The organism is Winogradskyella sp. 266wxhm, assembly GCF_058964685.1.
On record NZ_CM179559.1, the window covers coordinates 668,111 to 688,551 of the forward strand.

The 20,441-nt window shown below is 32.7% G+C and carries 15 protein-coding genes; 9 read left to right on the forward strand and 6 right to left on the reverse strand.

Going from position 1 to position 20,441, the window contains the following annotated elements; all coding sequences use genetic code 11:
* Nucleotides 1–4: 4 nt before the first annotated feature.
* The 4 genes from AC2H4K_RS03125 to AC2H4K_RS03140 form a co-directional block, all read right to left on the reverse strand.
* A complete protein-coding gene (locus tag AC2H4K_RS03125; protein WP_281138258.1) occupies nucleotides 5–1,183 on the reverse strand; it encodes an AIR synthase related protein in 1,179 nt (392 codons plus the stop codon).
* A gap of 42 nt (nucleotides 1,184–1,225) precedes the next feature.
* Nucleotides 1,226–1,900, reverse strand: coding sequence for a putative outer membrane beta-barrel protein (locus tag AC2H4K_RS03130; RefSeq protein ID WP_281138259.1), 675 nt, complete (start codon nucleotides 1,898–1,900; stop codon nucleotides 1,226–1,228).
* A 180-nt stretch (nucleotides 1,901–2,080) separates the two neighbouring features.
* Nucleotides 2,081–2,218, reverse strand: coding sequence for a hypothetical protein (locus tag AC2H4K_RS03135; protein WP_281138260.1), 138 nt, complete (start codon nucleotides 2,216–2,218; stop codon nucleotides 2,081–2,083).
* A 215-nt stretch (nucleotides 2,219–2,433) separates the two neighbouring features.
* On the reverse strand, nucleotides 2,434–4,620 hold the full coding sequence (locus AC2H4K_RS03140) for a glutamine synthetase III family protein (protein ID WP_493742806.1): 2,187 nt from the start codon (nucleotides 4,618–4,620) through the stop codon (nucleotides 2,434–2,436).
* 177 nt (nucleotides 4,621–4,797) lie between these two features.
* Between AC2H4K_RS03140 and AC2H4K_RS03145 the strand changes: the two genes are divergently transcribed.
* Nucleotides 4,798–5,814: a glutamine synthetase beta-grasp domain-containing protein gene (locus AC2H4K_RS03145; RefSeq protein WP_281138262.1), complete on the forward strand. Its 1,017-nt coding sequence runs from the start codon at nucleotides 4,798–4,800 to the stop codon at nucleotides 5,812–5,814.
* A 62-nt stretch (nucleotides 5,815–5,876) separates the two neighbouring features.
* On the opposite strand, the gene AC2H4K_RS03150 is transcribed toward AC2H4K_RS03145, so the two are convergent.
* A complete protein-coding gene (locus AC2H4K_RS03150) occupies nucleotides 5,877–6,827 on the reverse strand; it encodes a calcium/sodium antiporter (protein ID WP_281138263.1) in 951 nt (316 codons plus the stop codon).
* Nucleotides 6,828–6,992: 165 nt separating this feature from the next.
* Between AC2H4K_RS03150 and AC2H4K_RS03155 the strand changes: the two genes are divergently transcribed.
* Both AC2H4K_RS03155 and AC2H4K_RS03160 read left to right on the forward strand, forming a co-directional pair.
* Nucleotides 6,993–7,352, forward strand: a complete 360-nt coding sequence (locus tag AC2H4K_RS03155; protein WP_281138264.1) for a BlaI/MecI/CopY family transcriptional regulator — start codon at nucleotides 6,993–6,995, stop codon at nucleotides 7,350–7,352.
* A 2-nt stretch (nucleotides 7,353–7,354) separates the two neighbouring features.
* The gene (locus AC2H4K_RS03160; protein ID WP_281138265.1) at nucleotides 7,355–9,748 is read left to right on the forward strand and encodes a M56 family metallopeptidase; all 2,394 of its coding nucleotides are present in this window, start codon (nucleotides 7,355–7,357) and stop codon (nucleotides 9,746–9,748) included.
* Between the two features lie 69 nt (nucleotides 9,749–9,817).
* On the opposite strand, the gene AC2H4K_RS03165 is transcribed toward AC2H4K_RS03160, so the two are convergent.
* Nucleotides 9,818–11,779: an endonuclease gene (locus AC2H4K_RS03165; protein ID WP_493742807.1), complete on the reverse strand. Its 1,962-nt coding sequence runs from the start codon at nucleotides 11,777–11,779 to the stop codon at nucleotides 9,818–9,820.
* Between the two features lie 572 nt (nucleotides 11,780–12,351).
* On the opposite strand from AC2H4K_RS03165, the gene AC2H4K_RS03170 reads away from it, so the two are divergent.
* The 6 genes from AC2H4K_RS03170 (at nucleotide 12,352) to AC2H4K_RS03195 (ending at nucleotide 20,428) form a co-directional block, all read left to right on the forward strand.
* On the forward strand, nucleotides 12,352–12,504 hold the full coding sequence (locus tag AC2H4K_RS03170) for an SsrA-binding protein (RefSeq protein WP_493742808.1): 153 nt from the start codon (nucleotides 12,352–12,354) through the stop codon (nucleotides 12,502–12,504).
* 161 nt (nucleotides 12,505–12,665) lie between these two features.
* Nucleotides 12,666–14,207: a trypsin-like peptidase domain-containing protein gene (locus AC2H4K_RS03175; RefSeq protein ID WP_493742809.1), complete on the forward strand. Its 1,542-nt coding sequence runs from the start codon at nucleotides 12,666–12,668 to the stop codon at nucleotides 14,205–14,207.
* A gap of 24 nt (nucleotides 14,208–14,231) precedes the next feature.
* Nucleotides 14,232–15,674: an alpha/beta hydrolase gene (locus AC2H4K_RS03180; protein WP_493742810.1), complete on the forward strand. Its 1,443-nt coding sequence runs from the start codon at nucleotides 14,232–14,234 to the stop codon at nucleotides 15,672–15,674.
* A gap of 28 nt (nucleotides 15,675–15,702) precedes the next feature.
* Nucleotides 15,703–17,139, forward strand: coding sequence for a hypothetical protein (locus tag AC2H4K_RS03185; RefSeq protein WP_493742811.1), 1,437 nt, complete (start codon nucleotides 15,703–15,705; stop codon nucleotides 17,137–17,139).
* A 7-nt stretch (nucleotides 17,140–17,146) separates the two neighbouring features.
* Complete coding sequence (locus tag AC2H4K_RS03190) at nucleotides 17,147–19,123, forward strand: caspase family protein (protein ID WP_493742812.1); 1,977 nt, start codon at nucleotides 17,147–17,149, stop codon at nucleotides 19,121–19,123.
* Nucleotides 19,124–20,428, forward strand: coding sequence for a CHAT domain-containing protein (locus AC2H4K_RS03195; protein WP_493742813.1), 1,305 nt, complete (start codon nucleotides 19,124–19,126; stop codon nucleotides 20,426–20,428).
* Nucleotides 20,429–20,441 lie beyond the last annotated feature (13 nt).

The following is a 20,441-nucleotide window of genomic DNA, read 5'->3' on the forward strand; positions in this document are numbered from 1 at the left end:
TTTATTAATAATTGAATGTACCATACTCACTTTGAATAGTCAACTTCTTTTCATCTGAAGATTCTACTCTACCTATAACTTGAGCATTTACATTAAACGATTTTGAAATAGCTATAATATCTTCAGCTACTTCTGGCTTTACGTACAATTCCATACGATGACCACAGTTAAAAACTTGATACATCTCTTTCCAATCGGTTTTAGACTGTTCTTGTATCAATTTAAATAACGGTGGTATTTTGAACATATTATCTTTGATAATATGAAGGCTTTCTACAAAGTGTAAAATTTTTGTCTGAGCACCACCACTACAGTGCACCATACCGTGTATAGAATCACTTTGATATTTATTTAGGATTGCTTTTATAATCGGAGCGTATGTTCTGGTTGGTGACAACACTAGTTTACCTGCATCTATTGGTGAATCTGCTACTTCATCTGTTAGCTTTATTGTACCTGAATATACCAGCTCATCTGGCACCGCAGCGTCAAAACTTTCTGGGTATTTTTCTGCTAGGTACTTTGCAAACACATCGTGTCTTGCTGATGTAAGTCCATTACTTCCCATTCCTCCGTTATATTGAGCTTCATAAGTCGCCTGACCAAAAGATTCAAGACCAACAATAACATCTCCTTCAGAAATATTTGCATTGTCTATAACATTAGAGCGTTTCATTCTAGCTGTAACTGTAGAATCTACTATGATTGTTCTTACCAGATCTCCAACATCTGCAGTTTCACCACCTGTTGAGTGAATAGTAACTCCAAACGAATTCAAATCTTCAATAAGCTCTTCTGTTCCATTTATAATGGCTGAAATCACCTCTCCTGGAATAAGATTTTTATTCCTTCCTATTGTAGAAGACAACATAATATTATCTGTAGCACCAACACACAGAAGGTCATCAATATTCATAATTAAAGCATCTTGAGCTATGCCTTTCCATACCGATATATCGCCTGTTTCCTTCCAATACATATAAGCTAAAGACGACTTTGTACCAGCACCATCTGCATGCATTATTAAGCAATAGTCATCATCATTGGTTAAATAATCTGGAACTATTTTACAAAATGCTTTTGGAAATAAACCTTTGTCTATATTTTTAATAGCGTTATGCACATCTTCCTTTGAGGCAGAAACACCACGTTGTGCATATCTTTTGCTAACCGAATTGCTCATTGAGGATTATTAAGATTGGTTATGCAAAAATAAGGATTGTGTTTAATTATTAGGAACTATTGGGTTAGAATTAATAACTGTCTTTATTTTTTTTCTAAGTTTTTCTCTTTTTTTCTGGCCACCAAAGTAGACGTTAAGCCCTAAACCTATTCTGTAAAACACATCATCTGTGTCTCCAGTAGTCATTTCATCAAGCTCATCTGTAAAAGCATGATTATATTCCCCAAAAATCTTTAATCCTAAATGTTCTAAAACAATAACTTCAACACCAAACCCACCCTGAACTTTATTCGAAGTTTCCTCAAAATAGTTACTAGCATTATACCCTCCTCCTGCATATAAATAAGGTGTAAATCGACCAAAAGGGTTTAATAAAAGTTCTAAGTTTAAATCAAAAGACATAAAGCCTTTATTATAAAACTCTTTATAAGCTAGATTATACTTATTGTAAGTTGCATTAAAATTAAGATGGCTTGTAATATGGTATTTAAAACCACCTCTAAAGTAAATTTCAAATTCAGGATCTTGATAATCCCCATTTATGATAGAGTTTCCTGCTGCCACATCTAATCCCCAGACCCCTCGGTAATCATAGAAGTCGAGCCTGTTTATTATTAACTTTTCCTTTCTACTATTTTGTTCTTGAGAAAATGAAAAATTAATGCACACCAGGCACATTAAAGTAAATAAAAAAACGACTCTATGTTTAGAAATCATAAACTACAATTTAATAGTACGTTTATTTCACATAGATATAGGAGCGCCGCAATATAGAAAAATATTTAGCAATACATTAATTATGAGGAAAATGTATAACACAAAAAAAGATAAAACTGTTTCCAATTTTATCTTTCTTCTTTATGACAATAATTAAATTGCCTATGTTAAAAATCTTTTTTAAGATTCTGCTTGTAGCTTTGACTGAATATCTACAATGTTTTCTTTAGTAACATCGTTCAAGTCTTCTGAATTGTCTTGTGAAAGAATTAAGGTTGCACCCACAAGTATAGCTACGCTTAATAGTAACTTTCTCATTTTTACAAATATTGATTAATAGCACTACAAAAATACTAAATAAACCCCTTGTAAAAATGGGAGATACAAGTTTTTTAACATGATTTAACCCCCTTTTCGATAATTCGTTAAATGTAATCGACAAACGACATAAATCACAATTTTTAATTTAACTTTTGTACGTATGATTACGTATGCTTTTCAACGAATTAACATTCAAATAACACTCAAAATTACTATTTAGTGAATAGTAACTCCCTGTATTTTGTCAATGGCCAAAGTTCATCATCTACCAAAAGTTCTAGCTTATCACAGTTGTATCTAATCTTATCAAACAAGGGCTTAACTTTATTACAATAGCCGTCTGCCTTTTTATCTATATCTATATAGGTATTACAAGTTTTTCGCTCTTCCGTCATTTGCGTTACCAAAGAATTTATAGCCTCTATATGTTTTGAAATCTGCTCTATAAGAGACAATTGTTCTTTCGCTACTTCTTTAAAATTATCTCCATAAATAGTTTTTAAACCCGTAACATTCTTTATCAATATATTTTGATATCTCACCGCTGTTGGTACAACATGATTTCTGGCAATATCACCTATTACACGACTCTCTATTTGAATTCGCATAACATAGTCTTCCATCTCAATTTCATAGCGTGCTTCAGATTCAACTTTGTTCATCACACCTAAATTTTCAAAAAGTTCTAAAGTTGATTCTGATATTTTAACCTTTAAGGCTTTAGGTGTTGTTTTGTTATTACTCAAACCACGTTTCTTTGCCTCTTTCTCCCAATCTTCACTATAACCATTACCTTCAAAAAGAATAGTTTTCGACGTCTTAATATACTCGCGCAACACATTGAAGATAGCATCATCTTTTTTCATGCCTTTTCCATCTATCAATTTATCAACTTCAACTTTAAAATCGATTAACTGCTTAGCTACAATTGTATTTAAAACCGTCATCGGGTTTGCACAGTTTGCAATTGATCCCACAGCTCTAAATTCAAATTTATTCCCTGTAAAAGCAAATGGCGAGGTTCTGTTTCTATCTGTGTTATCCAGAAGAATTTCAGGTATTTTCCCAACAACATTAAGCTTTAGATCTGTTTTTTCCTTTGGAGATAATTTACCTTTCGTTACCGTTTCAAGCTCTTCTAAAACCTTAGTTAATTGCTCTCCTATAAATATTGAGATAATTGCAGGAGGTGCCTCATTTGCTCCTAACCTATGATCATTACTAGCCGAAGCAATAGACGCTCGAAGGAGCTCTTCATATTTTAATACTGCTTTAATAGTATTAATGAAGAAGGTTAAAAATTGAAGGTTACTCATAGGTGTTTTTCCTGGAGACAGAAGATTAACACCTGTATCTGTACCTAAACTCCAATTATTATGTTTACCCGAACCGTTGACACCCGCAAAAGGTTTTTCATGAAGAAGTACAGAAAAATTATGACGTTCAGCAACCTTCTGCATCACATCCATTAATAAAGAGTTATGATCTACAGCTAAGTTAGCCTCCTCAAAAATTGGAGCTAGCTCAAATTGATTTGGTGCCACTTCATTATGTCTTGTTTTTACAGGAATCCCTAAAAGCATGCATTCATTTTCTAAATCCCTCATGTAAGCCATTGCTCGATTAGGAATAGTACCAAAATAATGATCATCTAACTGCTGTCCTTTTGCTGGCGAATGCCCCAAAAGTGTTCTTCCTGTTAAAGCAATATCTGGTCTAGATGCCACTAGCGTGCTATCGATTAAAAAGTATTCTTGCTCCCACCCCAATGATGCATTTACCTTTTTTACATTTTTATCAAAATACTTACATACAGCTACTGCAGCATTATCTACTATCTGAAGCGCTCTCAACAATGGTGTTTTATAATCTAAGGCTTCACCTGTATAAGCCACAAAAACTGTAGGAATACACAGTGTAGTTCCATAAACAAATGCTGGTGAAGAAGGATCCCAAGCCGTATAACCGCGTGCTTCAAAAGTGTTTCTTATTCCTCCATTTGGAAAACTTGAAGCATCAGGTTCTTGCTGAACTAACTGACTTCCTTCAAATTTTTCAATAGATAATCCATCGCCTATAGTTTCAAAAAAGGCATCATGTTTCTCTGCTGTGGAACCCGTTAAAGGCTGAAACCAATGTGTATAGTGTGTTGCACCTTTAGAAACAGCCCATTCTTTCATTCCTGTTGAAATATGATCAGCAGTAACTCTATCTATTTTAGTGCCTTTTTCTATAGCTTCAGTTATACTATTTAACGCAGATTTTGTTAGGTACTGACGCATAGATGCCTGATTAAAAACATTAGCACCAAAAGCCTCGGAACGCCTTTTAAATTCTTTAATCTCTAATGGTTTTCTATTTAAAGATTCTTTTATAGCATGAAATCTCAATGTTGACATATTCTTAGTTTTTAGGGCGCAAAAATACGAATAAATGATTTTCTTAAAACACACCCCTTAAATATTAGGGCTGTTAATAATTAATTAATAACCTTTCATCTAATTACCCCTCTTTTTTTTGAGCAATAGAAAAAAATAACAATATTTGCACTTGAAAACCTATTAAATAACAACACAATGAGTAAATCTAAGTTAGAGTATATATGGCTTGACGGCTATAAGCCTACTCAAAATATGAGAAGTAAAACCAAAGTAGAAGAGGATTTCAGTGGAAAACTGGAAGATTGTCCTATTTGGTCTTTTGATGGTTCGTCTACAAGACAAGCTTCAGGAGGTGCTTCTGATTGTTTATTAAAACCTGTAGCAATCTATCCTGATCCTACAAGAAAAGATGGCTATTTAGTAATGACAGAGGTTTTAAATGCTGATGGCACTCCTCACGAATCTAATGGTAGAGCAACGATTGATGATGATGATAATGATTTTTGGTTTGGTTTTGAGCAAGAATATTTTATCATGGATAAGAAAACTCAATTACCTTTAGGTTTCCCTGTTGGTGGATATCCTGCGCCTCAAGGTCTTTACTACTGCTCTGTTGGTGGAAGAAATACTCACGGAAGAGCTTTTGTAGAAGAACATGCTGATTTATGTATTGCTGCTGGCTTAAATTTTGAAGGTATCAATCAAGAGGTTGCTTCTGGTCAGTGGGAGTTTCAATTGTTTGCTAAAGGTGCAAAAAAAGCAGGAGACGAAATCTGGGTAGCACGCTACTTATTAGATCGTTTAACTGAAAAATACGGTTACTATATAGATTATCATCCAAAGCCATTAGGTAAAGACATGGACTGGAATGGTTCTGGTATGCACGCTAACTTCTCTAATGAAGTATTAAGAACTTGTGGTGACAAAGCAACTTACGAAAAAATTTGTGAAGCATTTAGACCTGTTGTTCAAGAGCATATCGCTGTGTATGGAGAGTTTAACGATCAACGTTTAACTGGTGAGCACGAAACTCAATCTATAGATGAATTTAGCTATGGAGTTTCTGATAGAGGTGCTTCAATTCGTATCCCAATTATTACAGTTGAAAAAGGCTGGAAAGGTTGGTTAGAAGATAGACGTCCTGCTTCTAATGCTGATCCATACAAAGTAGCTGGTAGAATAGTGAAAACTGTAAAAAGTGCAGACGTTTAAGACAACGTAAATAAATATTAAGTTTAAAGAAGACTCATTTAAAATAAATGGGTCTTTTTTTTTTATTTAAGTGTTAAATAAATAAATACCATATATGCGCCAAACAATAGCATTCCTTTATAACGTCCTATTTCAAATCGTTTTGGAAGAATCATCAAAGGGATTAATACTGCTGCAAAAGCAATCATCCAGAATATATTAGTAGACAAGATTTCTGGTGTGTCAGGATTTACCGCAATAGGTTTTATGATAGCTGTTAACCCTAAAACAGATGCTATATTAAATATGTTAGAACCTATGAGATTCCCTAAAGATATAGCTTTTTCTTTCTTTAAAGCCGCAATTACCGAAGCCGCTAACTCAGGCACACTAGTACCAATAGCAATCACTGTAACCGAAATAGCATAATCACTTACACCTACTGCTTCCGCTAATTGTTTTGCCCCTTGTACTAACCATTCAGAACCAAAATACAAACCTGCCGCCCCAATTAGCAACCACATAACGATTTTGAAGTTAGAAACTTCAGCCAACGCATCGTTAACTTCATCCACATTTGCTGTTAAAGTTCTTCTTGAATTTCTTATTAAAATTATAAGAAAAATGACTAAAGCCACAAATAATATAACTCCTTCTAGAGCTGTTAAAACTTTATCATTATTTAAACAAAAATAAAGTGCAAATGATATTAGCATCATCATTGGCCAATTCAACTTATAAAATTCCCTATCAACAACTAATGGAGAAATCATAGCCGTAATCCCCAAAACAAGTCCAATATTAGCTATATTAGAACCTATAACATTACCAAGAGCTATATCAGAAACTCCATCTAATGCCGCCTGTAAACTCACTAAAAGTTCTGGTGCTGAAGTGGCGAAAGACACTACAGTCATACCAATGACAAGCTTTGAGATTTTTAATTTAAAAGACAATCCTACCGATGCTCTAACCAAAAAATCACCACCTACAACTAACAACGCTAAACCAGCAACAACAAGGAGTATACTCATATTCGTACTATAAAATTAAAGCTTTAATTATTTGAGTTGCGAAGATACTACTTCATTTTTACACAAACTAAAAACTAAATTTTTCGTTAAATAACTATTATTATAGTTTTATAACTACAAAAATAGTTATATTTGAAATATATCAATTAAAAAACAAATACAGTTATGCTAAAGCTCACAAATAAGGAAGAAGAAATAATGCATATTTTATGGCGGCTAGAAAAAGCCTTCGTAAAGGATGTACTTGCTGAGATAACTGATGATAAACCACATTACAATACACTTTCCACAATCATAAGAAACCTGGAAGAAAAAGGTTATGTTAGTTATAATGCCTATGGCAAAACCCATCAATACTACCCTATCATCTCTAAAGAAGATTACAAAACGAAATTTATGAATACCGCTATTGAAAATTATTTTAATAATTCATACAAAAACGTTGTGTCTTTCTTTGCCAAAGAAGAAAAAATAAGCGTAGATGAGCTTAAAGAAATTATTGCACTAATAGAAAAGAAAGATTGATTATGGAATATCTTTTAAAATCAAGTGCCGTAATTGCATTATTTTATCTTTGTTATAATTTCTTTTTAAAGAAAGAAACTTTTTTTGAGCACAACAGATGGTTTTTATTACTAGGAATATTAGCAGCTGCAATATTCCCTCTAATTATAATACCTATTGAAATCATCATTGAACCTGTAGCTATACCAGAAAATAATTTTATTGTCCCTGAAAATACTCCTATAAACTACCAAGAAATTAATACTGCCGAACCTTTCAACTGGATTAACTTATTTTCAACAATTTATATCTCTGGCGTGATACTATTTTTGATTCAATTTGTATTTCGTTTCGGATCATTAATTGTTCTGCTTTTAAGAAACCCGAAAAGAAAAGACAATCTATACACTTATGTATTTATCGACAAGAAAATATCACCATTCTCATTTTTTAAATGGATTGTTTACAACCCAAACAGTTTTAATGACGAACAATTAAAACTAATGCTGACACATGAAAAAATTCATGTCGACCAATTACATTCTATAGACCTTGTATTTACTGAATTGGCACGTGTTTTATTCTGGTTCAATCCTTTAATCTGGCTATATAAAAAAGATGTTCAACAAAACTTAGAGTACATAGCTGACAAATACACACAAAGTAAATCTAAAACACAAAAAGACTACCAACGCTTACTCTTAAAAACAAGCATTACAAAATATAATATTTCATTTTCAAATAATTTATACAATTCATCAATCAAAAAACGAATCGTTATGTTGAACAAATCAAAATCAAACAACAAAAGGCAGTGGAAATATTTATTAATACTTCCTCTCTTGGCAGGACTGCTTATAAGCATGAATACTAAAGAGGTTTATGTAGAATCTGGGGTTTCTAAAACATCTAGTGATAAAACCATAGAGCTGATAGTCACAGACAAAACTACTGACAAAGAGCTTGAGGCAATGTCTAAATTTGTTAAAAACCATGGAGGTTCTCTACTCTTTAGTAAAATCAAAAGAAATAAAAATAATGAATTGACCAATCTATTTGTTAAATTTTACGGACATAGCTATGGAGGTGGCAATTCAATAAATCCCATAAATTCTTTCTTAATCTACAAAGAGCTATATGGAGACAAAGGAGGTTTTGTGGGTAATCTAAATGGTTCAACCTTACATTTTGATGATCAAATAGATACTGAGACAATAAAACAAGAACGTATTAATACTTTAAAAGAAAGAGCACATCAATCTTTTTTAAAAAACACAAAGAATTCTATAAAAGTAATTTTCAATAAATCGATATCTGATGAAGAGTTAAAAAACATTTCAAAAGAGCTAAAATCTCAAGGAGTTGAAATGATTATCAATAAAATAAAAAGGAACAATAACGGAGAAATAACAACCATCAATATCACCTTTAAATCTAATGATAATAGTGCTAACTACGGAGTTTCTGGCAGCGTTGGTATAAAGCCATTTTATTTTGAAATGAATGAAGACAGGTTTGGTGTTGGAAATTTTGGCAATGATGAAATTATAATTATTGAAGAAATTGATACTACCAACAATAAAATACAGATATCAAAACCAAAAACATTTATTTACAACAAAAATGAAGACAAGCTGTATTCAGTAGACTCAACCCAAGCTAAAGAATATGATAATCAGAAAAACATAATGATTAAAAAAATTGAAGAAAAAATAAAAAATAACGACACTCAATATTATAACTCTTTAGATTCTGTGGAAATAAAGAAATTGACAAAACTAAAGTCTGATCTCTATTTTCAAAGTGATGAACCCGTACAAATTCACAGTGAACATATTAAAATATTAAAACCTAATGAAATAAAATTAAAATCTGCTTTCGATGAAACCCCAAGACCATTATATATAGTTAACGGTAAAACTTTTGAAAAACCTATTTCTACAATAAGTTCAAATACCGTCGAAAAGATGGAGATAATAAAAGGAGAAAAAGCTATAGAAGCTTATGGTAAAAAAGGCAAAAATGGTGTTGTAATAATTGATCTTAAAGACGAAAACATATGGACCACTAAGTCTAGTAATAAAGAAACTGATGCTAAATGGGAAATAGCCTACAGCGTACAATATTATGATGATGAAAACCCTACTCGAAATGGAACTTTAGTTTATATTGATAAAGATAGTAAAGATTATATTCTTGATCTTCAAAAAACAACACTCGAGAGAGAAGATATTTCTGTAAAATACTCAAAAATAGAAAGAAATAAAACTGGTGAACTAGTAAGCATAAAAATCACCCTGGAAAATAAAAATGGAAATAAAACAAGCGCCACCTACAAAGATAATAACGGAATTGCTAATATAGAATATGGGATTTCTGAAGGTAAGCTAGTAGTTAGAACCAGTAGCTTAAATTAAAAGTTACATATACAAAATCAAAAAAGCCAAACTTTATAAGTTTGGCTTTTTTGATATTTAATATATAAACTACCTCACAACAATCTTCTTCACGACAGAGCTATTTTCAGTTTTTAACTTTAACATGTATATACCAGAAACCAATTCTAAATCTATATAATCATTCACAGTGCTATAACTTTTAAGAAGTTTACCTTCAATAGAAAACACTTCTGCAGAAGCTTCGGAATGTAATCCTGAAATATAGATTCTATTATCTGTAGGGTTTGGGTATAAACTTACCTTTAGTTGCAATTCATCTTCAATGCTCAAAGATTGCGTCCATACATCACCTACATTATTTCCCCAAATGTATTCTATTAAATCTGGTTGATCTATAAATGGATTTCTATTGAACTGCCAATTATAAACCACATTGTTTCTATTCATTTCAAAATCATCTGGTGGATCATTTCTATGCCAATCTAACAAAGTTGCTAAATCACCAAAATCACCCACTGAGCTCTCCGGATAACCATTTACAATTTCTAAACCGTTATAACGGACTGCCATATAAAAAACACTCCTAGCCACATCGCCTCTAAACATTCCTAAAGTTCCAGAAGGTCCAGTGTATTGACCATAAAACTGATTACCTCTACTACTATTTTCTTGTCCATCAACCGCTCTTAAAGCATGTGCATCAGAATTACCATGTCTTAGAGAATCCGCTTCGGTTGTCCAATACACATCCACTCCATCTGCAACCTCATCTTCTTCAATACTGTAAAAACCACCTCTAGATCTTGGAAATGTATGTTCCCTATTCCATTTACCTATATTAGAAGAACCGGTTTGTAAATCTAACTTTGCTCTTCCTTCCTCCAAATAAACCAACCACACCTGATTACTGTTTAAAGGATTCTGATCCGCTTCTTCTAAAATATCTATAACATCTGCATAAGTTTGAGCCCTTACAGTTGTAGGGTCTGCAATAATATCTTGTAAAGCTTGTCTAAGTACTGTATCTGCCAAACCATCCAAACTATCGTAATAACCATTAGGCTGTGTACTAGCGACAACTCCGTAGGTTGGATTTACAGGAGTTCCAAAAGGTGCTACAGTAAAGTCGTTATCCACTACTCTAACTTCTACATAATTATTAGAAGGCACTATTGGTTCTACCAAATCTAAAAAACGAATAAGCAACACTTCGTCTCCCTCATCTTCATCATCATCAACCAAAGTTATACTTGTAGTTGTTGTATTTTGCCCTGCAGGAATTGTTAGTGAAGTATTTCCTGTATAATCCGAAGTATCGAACCCTTCATTAGACAAACTGATATTAAAATTTAAATCTGAGGTTACATTGGTCTCAGCTGTAAATGTAATATCAAAAGTTTCACCTTCGCCATATTGAGTATCACTCACAATTATTGATACAGGATTAATTGCAATTCCTGAACCATCATTTTCTCTTCTTGGCGTTGGTGTTTCAGAAGAAAAAGTAATATTTCCCAAACCATCATCAAATCGTTGTATTGATCTTGGATTAGCGTTAGTACCACTATCATTATACTGTGTAGTTTCTCCTAGTAAGGATAAAAGACCTGTATCCACTGCATCATTTGTACCGTAAACCATCGCATCAATTAAGTTAACCTGAGTTGCAACAGTTCCTTCTGGAAAATCAAATACTGATGCTTGATATATACCCACTGCATCTGCTCCATTTTGAATAACATTATCAGAGATTACACCCTGAGGAAATGGTCTTACTCCTACATTCCCAATAACCAAAAGCCCATTATTGTCTGTTGAATATCCATTAAGATCAATAACCATATAACTTGCATCTCCTCCACTAGTAGAACCATTAAAAAACACCAAAATATAACCATCAGTAGAAAAATTGGGAGTTTGAGATTTTAACTCAATAAACTCTTCGGTATCTGTACTTGGCGTATCTGCATCTAATTCATTTATAAGTAAAACTTGAGACCAATTAAGACTAGGTATTAAAAATAACATTAGAAGTAAAACTCTTTTCATATCAAATATTTTTTGCAAAGATAACCTAATATTAATCGGAAGTGTTAACTAAAAATTATTTAAGAAAACACAGGTTTTAAACACAGTGTTTTTTCATAATCTAAAATTTTGAAAAAGATGAAAAGCTAAAAAATGAGTGTTTTGGGAATAAGATTCCTCTACGTTTTAAAAAAAGACCTCAAAAAACCCCTACAAATATTACAAATTAAAACAATAAAGGATGTTTTGTAAAACAATTTAAAACTTATACGAAGACTTTATATAAAAATATATAATACTTTTCATTTTTAAAGTTACAAATGTAAATGCAATTTCGTCGATTTTTATAAAAACGCTTGGAGGAATATTTGTTCTCGATATATATTGAAAACTCAATCAAAAAAATAAAACAAATTATTAACCTCTAAACCAAAAAAATTATGATGACATTAGCTAAATTGATTATTGAAATAATATTTTCGATATTCTAAAAAATAACCAACCAATCAAAATACGTAAAACTTAGTTCTAGAATAAGTTTTACTATTTTTGTTTCTAAGGGAATAACACAAAAGTTATTTTACTAGAAAAAAATGAAAAAGGCTTTCTTTAAAATCTTAGCAAAACTTAATAAAGCTATTCTTCCCTCTTACAGTAAAAAACAACTAGACCTTAGCAGAGCATCTAAGCTACAGCTTGCTATTATAGGTTGGCGTGTTTTTGTGACAAAAAATGCCTTAGGCTAAAATTTATCTTGCCTCTTACCAAGTTTATTTTCACAATCAATTTAATTACAATTATCTCACTGATATTATTAAAGCGCTACCAATAGCTTATCATTTTGGCATATTACTTGTTTAAATCATAAAAAGCAATAACTTTAAAGCGCTATTAATTAATAATTATCATGAAGAATATTAATCTAATCCTCTGGGTTTTATTAGTAAACCTATGTGTATTACCCGTTAATTCTCAAAATCAAACATTAGAATATCCATTTGCAGAACCAGGAACAGATGTTTCCAGAGGCGTGTTCGGTGATGATGACCGCAAAGAAGTTAAGGATGCAGAAGGTTTTAAAGACTTTGTAAGAGCCACTGCTGTTATGATTCCTAAAACAGCCATTTACAACAATGAATTCTACGCATGGTCTTTAAGAGATCTCTTAACTAGAAAATTCGGTACCAACAAATTTGATGACAACGTTAAATTTTTGGACCAGCCGACTGTTGGATCCTGCACTGGTTTTTTGATTGCACCTGACGTATTAGTCACAGCTGGTCATTGCATCAATTCTATGGAAGATGCTAATAAATATGTCTGGGTTTTTGATTACACAAGTGACTCTGATTTTGTAGATGGCAAAAAATTAAAATTTAAACCCGAAAACATTTTTGAGGTAGAAAGTATAATTGCTTCAGATCTTACAGAAGACAATAAAAATGACTATGCCGTTCTTAAGCTAAAGAAAAAATCTAATAGAGCCCCATACCGTTTTAGAACAAGTGGTGAAGTATTGCTTGATGGACCTATAAACACTATTGGTTGTCCTACGGGATTACCTCTAAAATTCACTACCAATGCTACTGTAGTAGATACCAGCCAAGAAACTTGGTTTAAAAGTGATATAGATGCCTTTCCAGGAAATTCTGGAGGACCAGTTTTCGACAAAAACGGCTTTATTGAAGGTATATTAGTAAGAACTGCTGCTGAGTATAGTTTTTTTGCAGGAAAGTATACAGGTGATTATAAGTATGACTATTGGTGCGACTGTGTAAAGACTGTAAGTTTTCAAGATGTTGAAGACAATCCTGGATGTGCATCACACAGAATTACAAAAATACCAGTCAATATTCTTATAAGTTCCGTTTATGAAAATTTAGAATATGCCTTAAAGAACAAATTAGATGATCGTTTCAAATCTTGGTCAACTTATAAGTGGATTTTCAACCATAATTACTCTGATACCAATGGCAGGTTTGAAAAAATGGCTCTTAATTATAATAATAATTATGCATTAGGAATAGTATTAGAGTACACTGCAGAAAAACTTTCTGACGACTCAGCTAGAGAACTTATAGATTTTGCAATTAATAAAAATGATATTGAAACGTTAAAGGTCATCCTAGACAAAGGAATTTTTGCAGATGCTGGCATGTCTTCTACACATACAACTTTACAAAACGCCGTAATAAACAATAATAGTAAACTTGCCGAAACTCTTATTTATTATGGAGCTGATGTAAATATCAAGACAAAAAACAACGATAATTTATTGCATATAGCAGCTAAAAATGGCAACAAAAGTTTAGTTGAAGTTTTAGTAAAAAAAGGAGTCGATGCTGGTGCAAAAAACAAAGACAATAAACGTCCTGAAAAGATAGCAAAAGCAAATGGCTACAAGGATTTAGCTAAATACTTAAAAAAAGCTAGAAAGGGAAAGCTATAACAATCACGTTAAATCAAAATCAAGATGTTACGAGCCTTAACACAACTGTTTTACAAACCTCTGTCAATCATTTACTTGTTTGCAATTCTGATGTTTTCTTCATCATTATTAGCACAAAACAATGATTATATCAAGTTACAAGATTCAACTCTAGTTAAGTTAGATTCTTGTCTTAACAACCGAAGCGATTACAGTAATTTCAAGCTGATAAAAGTACAACCAAGTACTTCATTAGACAGCTTAAAAGTTCAAGTTGCCGCTAATTATAAAACTGAAGAGTTTCAAACTATTGAAAGGTTCAATACTTTTGATTTCAAATTTTGGCTACTTTCTAACGATAGTTTTAAAAACGTTGGTGATATAGAAATTAGGATTACCTACTTGATTGACAACTCACCTATTGAACAAACTTTCAAGATTTGTTTAACCTACATTGATAATAATAAAATTGGTCGTGGTCTTACAACTACAGAAGGTCCTGATTTTGTAAAACTGCCTATATATTTTGGAACTGACAGAAATTACACTTCATCAGAAGATCTTAATAAATCCTTTGGTGTAGAACGGTCTAAACTAAAATATGGTGTAGTAGATGTAAGTATTCCTCACGATCATCGCGTTGGGGAAGTTGAAACCCCATCCATCTGGAAATTCGAATTTTCAGAAGATCCTTCCAAACACGTTATGCTACATGAAATAACATTATTGGAAAAGCAAAAATTCTTCAAGAAACTAGCTGATGATATTCAGAAGTCCGAAAAGAAAAGTACCTTCTTGTTTGTTCACGGTTACAATACTTCTTTTAGTGAAGCAGCAAAACGAACAGCTCAAATTTCTTACGATTTAAAGTTTGATGGCAAAGCTGTCTTTTACAGTTGGCCTTCGCAAGCATCTACATTTAGATACGGAAAAGATGAAGAAAACATAGAATGGTCTCGGAAAAACATAAAACGCTTTTTAGAAGACTATTTATCCAAATCTGGCGCTGAAGAAATTTACCTTGTGGCTCATAGTATGGGAAACAGAGGCTTAACAAGAGCTATTGTTGAAGTCATGGAGAGCAAACCTGAGTTGCGTTCAAAGATTAAGGAAATTATTTTAGCTGCTCCAGATATTGATGCTGATGTTTTCAAAAATGAAATTGCTCCACAAATGGTTTCAAAAACCAAAAAGCCAATTACGCTTTATGTTTCTGCAGATGATTTGGCTTTAAAAGCTTCAAAATTATTACATGGAAATCCTAGAGCTGGTGATGCTGGTGAAAAAATGGTAATTCTAAATGGTATTGAAACTATTGACGCCACAGGAATTGACACTAGTTTCTTAAGTCATTCTTATTTTGCAGATACCAACTCAATCATATCGGATATTTTTGATATAATTCAGTCCGGACAACGTGCTCTAAAACGAAAAAGCCTTTATTTAGCTAAATTAAAAAACGAAATATACTGGAAGGTGAAACAATAGATTTTAGCCCTCCCTAATTTCCCCTATTATGAAAACAAAACAATACCATTTTCAACTGCTTGCATTCTTATTTGTACTTTTCTCAACTAGTACATTAATCGCTCAAGAACGTTACAGAATAACTTATGATTATCAGACTGAAAAGATTAATTACTTAAAATTAGACAAAAACAGTCAGGTTGTAGATACTTTAGATAAACCAAAACTGAAACGAAACAGTATTGTAGAAATAAAACTAAAAAACGTCAACCCATTTGCTGTGAAAGTTGCGACTGACGTTAAAGAAGAACAACTCATTAAACCTGGACAAGGATTTAATTTCACATCGCTTTTAGGCGGTATTAATTCGTTTTCTGGGAATAGTATAGACTTAAATACTTCTAGTCTTCCCGACTCCAACATGTTTAGATCCGAACCTGGTTCTAGAGGAAGTGCAGAAGCCAAAAGTAGTTTTGAAGATTTGAATAATACTATAACTAATGTTTCGGCCTTAAAAACCACATTAATTTCTAACCTTCTAAACCCTAATTTAGATAAGGAAACCATCCTTAATAATTTGATTACGACTGCTGATGCCGAACAAGATGTACGTTTACCTAGTGCAAAAGATAATTTTTACATGTACTTAGCTAAAGTTGAAAAATCTATAAAGGATAGCAAATCTAGCTTAGAAAGCAACATTAACCTTATGAGTAGCGAGATAGAAAAATCAAGCACAAGTACCGACCAAGAACTTTCTCGTGGTGAACTTGTTTCAAGAAATATTGCTTTAGCAGATTTACAACAACTCATGAATAACCTAAGCAAATCTACTTCTCAAAGCGTTCAAACCTTAGAGGAATTACGGTCTTTGTATACCGTTTTAGAAGCTTCAAACTTTGAGCAAACTTATGACTATGAACTTTCGGCTGACAAGGTGAATATTGAATTAAAATTTGTTCAGAGTGACTTTTCTAGTGACTTAGAAAAAGATGGTTCACAAACCACTCTAAAAACAAGAAACATACAATTATCTTCTAAAGGCGGATTCAAAATTAATACTAGTGTAGCATTAACCTTAAATAATTTTGGATCAAAATCTAAAGATTATTTCATTGATGACGATGGTTTTGTTGGTGCTGATGACAATGATCATTTTGTACCAAACCTTAGTACCATGGTAAATTTCTATCCATTTCTTGGTGAAACATTTAATGTTGGCGGAAGCTTTGGACTTTCCATTCCTATCTCTGGAAATGAAAATATAAACGGTATTAATTTTCTCTTTGGACCTTCCCTGTTTTTTGGCAGCGAGAGCCGCTTATCACTTTCAGGAGGTGTTGCTTATGGACCTGTAAAAAAACTTACAAACGGCATCGAAATTGGTGACGAAACAACCTTCGGAAGCATAGACAACTACACCAAAAACGTCTATGATTTTGGCTACTACTTCGGTATATCCTTTAGTCTTTTCGATTTAAACTAAAACTATTATGAAACAAAAAATATTTATCCTGGCAGCCTTAATGTTTAGCCTAAATGTTATGGCCGAAAAATATGCTTTAATCATTGCTGTTGGCAACTATCCTGCTAAAACAGGTTGGTCTTCTATCAGCTCAGTAAATGATGTGCCATTAATCAACAATGCTTTATTAAATCAAAATTTTAAAGCAGAAAATATCACTATTCTAAAAGATGAAGCTGCCACTAGAGCTGGTATTTTAAATGCTATTGACGAATTGCAAGCTAAAATTCAACCTGGTGATATTGTTGTAATTCATTATTCTGGTCATGGTCAGCAAATTTTTGACAATAATGGAGATGAAATTGACGGTAAAGATGAGGCAATAGTACCTTACGATGCCTTGGTAAAATACACCTCCAACTACAAAGGCGAAAATCATATTAGAGATGATGAAATAGGCAATATTATTACAAACTTTAGAAATAAACTTGGTGAAAATGGTCAACTTTTAATGTTGTTAGACAGTTGTCATTCGGGTTCTTCTACGCGTGGTGGTGTTGCTCGTGGTGGTGAAGGCACTTTTGCTCCACCAAACTGGAAACCTAGTTCTGACAGAAATACTAAAGGAAGTGATATGGTAGAAAAAACCACAGTTAGTGAAGATGCAGCGCCTTTTGTAATGCTTTCTGGAGCTTCCGCCAACGAACTAAACTATGAATATGAAGGTTACGGTTCTTTAAGTTTTGCTTTCTCAAAAGCTATGAATGAATTAGGAAGTGATTTCACATACAGAAAACTCTTCTCAGCCATTGCGGCAAACATGAATGTTATTTCACCAAAACAAACTCCAACTATTGAAGGTGATGCGGATTATAAATTATTTAAAGGTGAATACATAAAACAGCAACCTTATTTTGAAGTCACTAAAGTTCCGCGAGCTGATGTTATTAAAATTGGTGCAGGTAAATTACAACGCCTTTTTGAAGGTACAACCGTAAACATTCTTCCTTCAGGTACCAATAAAGTTGAAGACAACGCAATCATCACTAAAGGAAAAATTACAAGAGCAACATTTAACGAATCTATTATTAAGCTAGATACTCCACTAAACTCTACAAATGAAAAAAAATATTGGGTGTTTATTGATAAACAATCTTATGGAGATATTGCTCTTAAAGTGTATTTTGATAAGTCCCTAAAATCTAAAGGGGTTGAAAAAAGCGTTACCGATTTTCTTGCTGAAAATAAGCTTGGTGAAGTTGTAAAAGATTCCACCCAAGCCGATCTGATTATTGAAGAATTAAAAAAGAATACCGAGCTCTCAATTATTACTTCAAATGGAGGTAATGAGGTTTACAAACAAACCCGAATTGATGGTGATTATAACAGTAAATCAGTAACAAAAACGCTTTTCAATTACGCACAAGGCAGTTATCTCAAAAATTTAAAATTAGACAATCTTGATTATGAATTTGAATTCAAATTATTGCCTGCAAAAAAAGATGATTTAACAGGTGAAATTATAGATTTAGAAGAAACTGCATTCACAAATGAGGCAGGGAAATTTCAAGTTAACACTGAATACGACAGAGTCTATCTACAAGTCACCAACAAAAGTGACCGTCCATTATATTTCAGCATTATAGAAATAAACTCCAAAGGTGAAATTTTTCCATTTATGCCAAACAATAACTGTACACTAAACGACAATGAACGTTTAATTGCACCAGGAAAAACCATGACTTTTAAGGATTGTATTTACAATTTTGGCGATCCTTATGAAACCTTAATCTTAAAAGGTTTTGCTACAACTTCACCAATCAATTTCAAACCAACTGTAGAGTCAAATGGTGAAAGCGCAGGTACAAGAGGAGTTACAGATCCACTAGAGAGTTTTGTGGGACAAACCTATTCCCAATCTCGCGGAAGCAGTGGTTCTTCTGTTAGCGGACCAATTGATGGTTATAGCACAGAGTTTGTTTATGAAATTGTAAGAAAAAAATAGATGATTACCAGAAAAACATCTTGTGCTATTTTGTGTTTTGCTTGTTTTATTTCAAGTTTATCACTTTTTAGTCAAGATGTTACTGAACTCATACAATTACATAGGCAAAATCTTGAAAAACTTTACCAAACTAGAGGTGCTCCACCAGACTGGTTAGAAACAGGACATGTAGATGACCTTTATTTGAAATGGTGCTTAGACCATTATTCTAAACCCACTGCAATACTTCTCTATACGCATCAAGAAGATACACTCACCATAAACCTTTTTGATAATAATAGAAAAAAATTACAGTCCAAACTACCTGTAAAGGCTGAAGAATTGGTCCATCATATCAACAATGTTAATCTTTATTATTCTAAAGGTCGAAAAAATAAATCTCCGAAACTGAGAGGTTCAAAATCTGTTTCTAAGAAAAGAAGTCAACTAAAAACTAGCTTAAAAACTGTAAATAAGCTGTTATTACCCGATGCCTTTGGTCTAGAAAACTATGAGCATATTATCTTTGTTCCTGTTTTCAACATCTCTACACTACCCTTTTCTGCGTTTAGAATTGGTGATAAAGAACTCATAGATATCATGAGTTATTCTATAGCTCCTAGCTTGTTTGAGTTAATGGTATCGAACAAGCTCAATAATGATGACTACTACTATGAAAAACGACAGTATAATTGGGAAAATGCCTTATTTGTAGCTAACCCAGAATACCCTAGCGATTCCATTTGGAATTTCCCTGACCTTCCAGGAACTCTTAGGGAAGTCAATACAATCACCAAAAATTTCTCTGAAGACTCTTATACAAAACTTACAGGAAAGGAAGCTTCCAAAGCTAAAATATTGGATTCTATCTGTAATTATGACTTAATCTATTTTGCTACTCACGGTATATCAAATTCTGAAAATCCTTTAGAAAATAGCTTTTTAGTGTTATCGGAATCTGATAATTCTTCTGCATATTTTAGTTTAAGTGAAATAATGAACATTAGAAAAGAATGTTCTTTACATGCAGATCTTGTAGTGCTAAGTGCTTGCCAAACAGGTTTAGGAAAATCTCATGAAGGAGGAATTATAGGTTTAGCGCGTTCTTTTCAAATTGCTGGCGCTAACCACGTAGTGATGAGTTTATGGAATATTGATGATGAAAAGACCGCAACCTTTATGTCGTTTTTCTTTGAAGAATTAAGAAAAAGTAATGAGTTAATGCCTCATGAAGCTTTAAGACAAGCTACTTTAAGATTTAAATCAGAGATAGATAGTGATCCCAAATATTGGGCAGCATTTTCTATTTTCGGTGTACCATACTAACCAACAACACTAA

Excerpts from the sequence above, each read along its gene's own strand:
- AC2H4K_RS03190 (WP_493742812.1), top strand. The coding sequence starts at position 17,147 with ATGAAACAAAAAATATTTATCCTGGCAGCCTTAATGTTTAGCCTAAAT.
- AC2H4K_RS03170 (WP_493742808.1), top strand. The coding sequence starts at position 12,352 with ATGAAAAAGGCTTTCTTTAAAATCTTAGCAAAACTTAATAAAGCTATT.
- AC2H4K_RS03165 (WP_493742807.1), bottom strand. The coding sequence starts at position 11,779 with ATGAAAAGAGTTTTACTTCTAATGTTATTTTTAATACCTAGTCTTAAT.
- AC2H4K_RS03160 (WP_281138265.1), top strand. The coding sequence starts at position 7,355 with ATGGAATATCTTTTAAAATCAAGTGCCGTAATTGCATTATTTTATCTT.
- AC2H4K_RS03155 (WP_281138264.1), top strand. The coding sequence starts at position 6,993 with ATGCTAAAGCTCACAAATAAGGAAGAAGAAATAATGCATATTTTATGG.
- AC2H4K_RS03135 (WP_281138260.1), bottom strand. The coding sequence starts at position 2,218 with ATGAGAAAGTTACTATTAAGCGTAGCTATACTTGTGGGTGCAACCTTA.
- AC2H4K_RS03145 (WP_281138262.1), top strand. The coding sequence starts at position 4,798 with ATGAGTAAATCTAAGTTAGAGTATATATGGCTTGACGGCTATAAGCCT.
- AC2H4K_RS03150 (WP_281138263.1), bottom strand. The coding sequence starts at position 6,827 with ATGAGTATACTCCTTGTTGTTGCTGGTTTAGCGTTGTTAGTTGTAGGT.
- AC2H4K_RS03195 (WP_493742813.1), top strand. The coding sequence starts at position 19,124 with ATGATTACCAGAAAAACATCTTGTGCTATTTTGTGTTTTGCTTGTTTT.
- AC2H4K_RS03185 (WP_493742811.1), top strand. The coding sequence starts at position 15,703 with ATGAAAACAAAACAATACCATTTTCAACTGCTTGCATTCTTATTTGTA.
- AC2H4K_RS03175 (WP_493742809.1), top strand. The coding sequence starts at position 12,666 with ATGAAGAATATTAATCTAATCCTCTGGGTTTTATTAGTAAACCTATGT.
- AC2H4K_RS03125 (WP_281138258.1), bottom strand. The coding sequence starts at position 1,183 with ATGAGCAATTCGGTTAGCAAAAGATATGCACAACGTGGTGTTTCTGCC.
- AC2H4K_RS03180 (WP_493742810.1), top strand. The coding sequence starts at position 14,232 with ATGTTACGAGCCTTAACACAACTGTTTTACAAACCTCTGTCAATCATT.
- AC2H4K_RS03130 (WP_281138259.1), bottom strand. The coding sequence starts at position 1,900 with ATGATTTCTAAACATAGAGTCGTTTTTTTATTTACTTTAATGTGCCTG.
- AC2H4K_RS03140 (WP_493742806.1), bottom strand. The coding sequence starts at position 4,620 with ATGTCAACATTGAGATTTCATGCTATAAAAGAATCTTTAAATAGAAAA.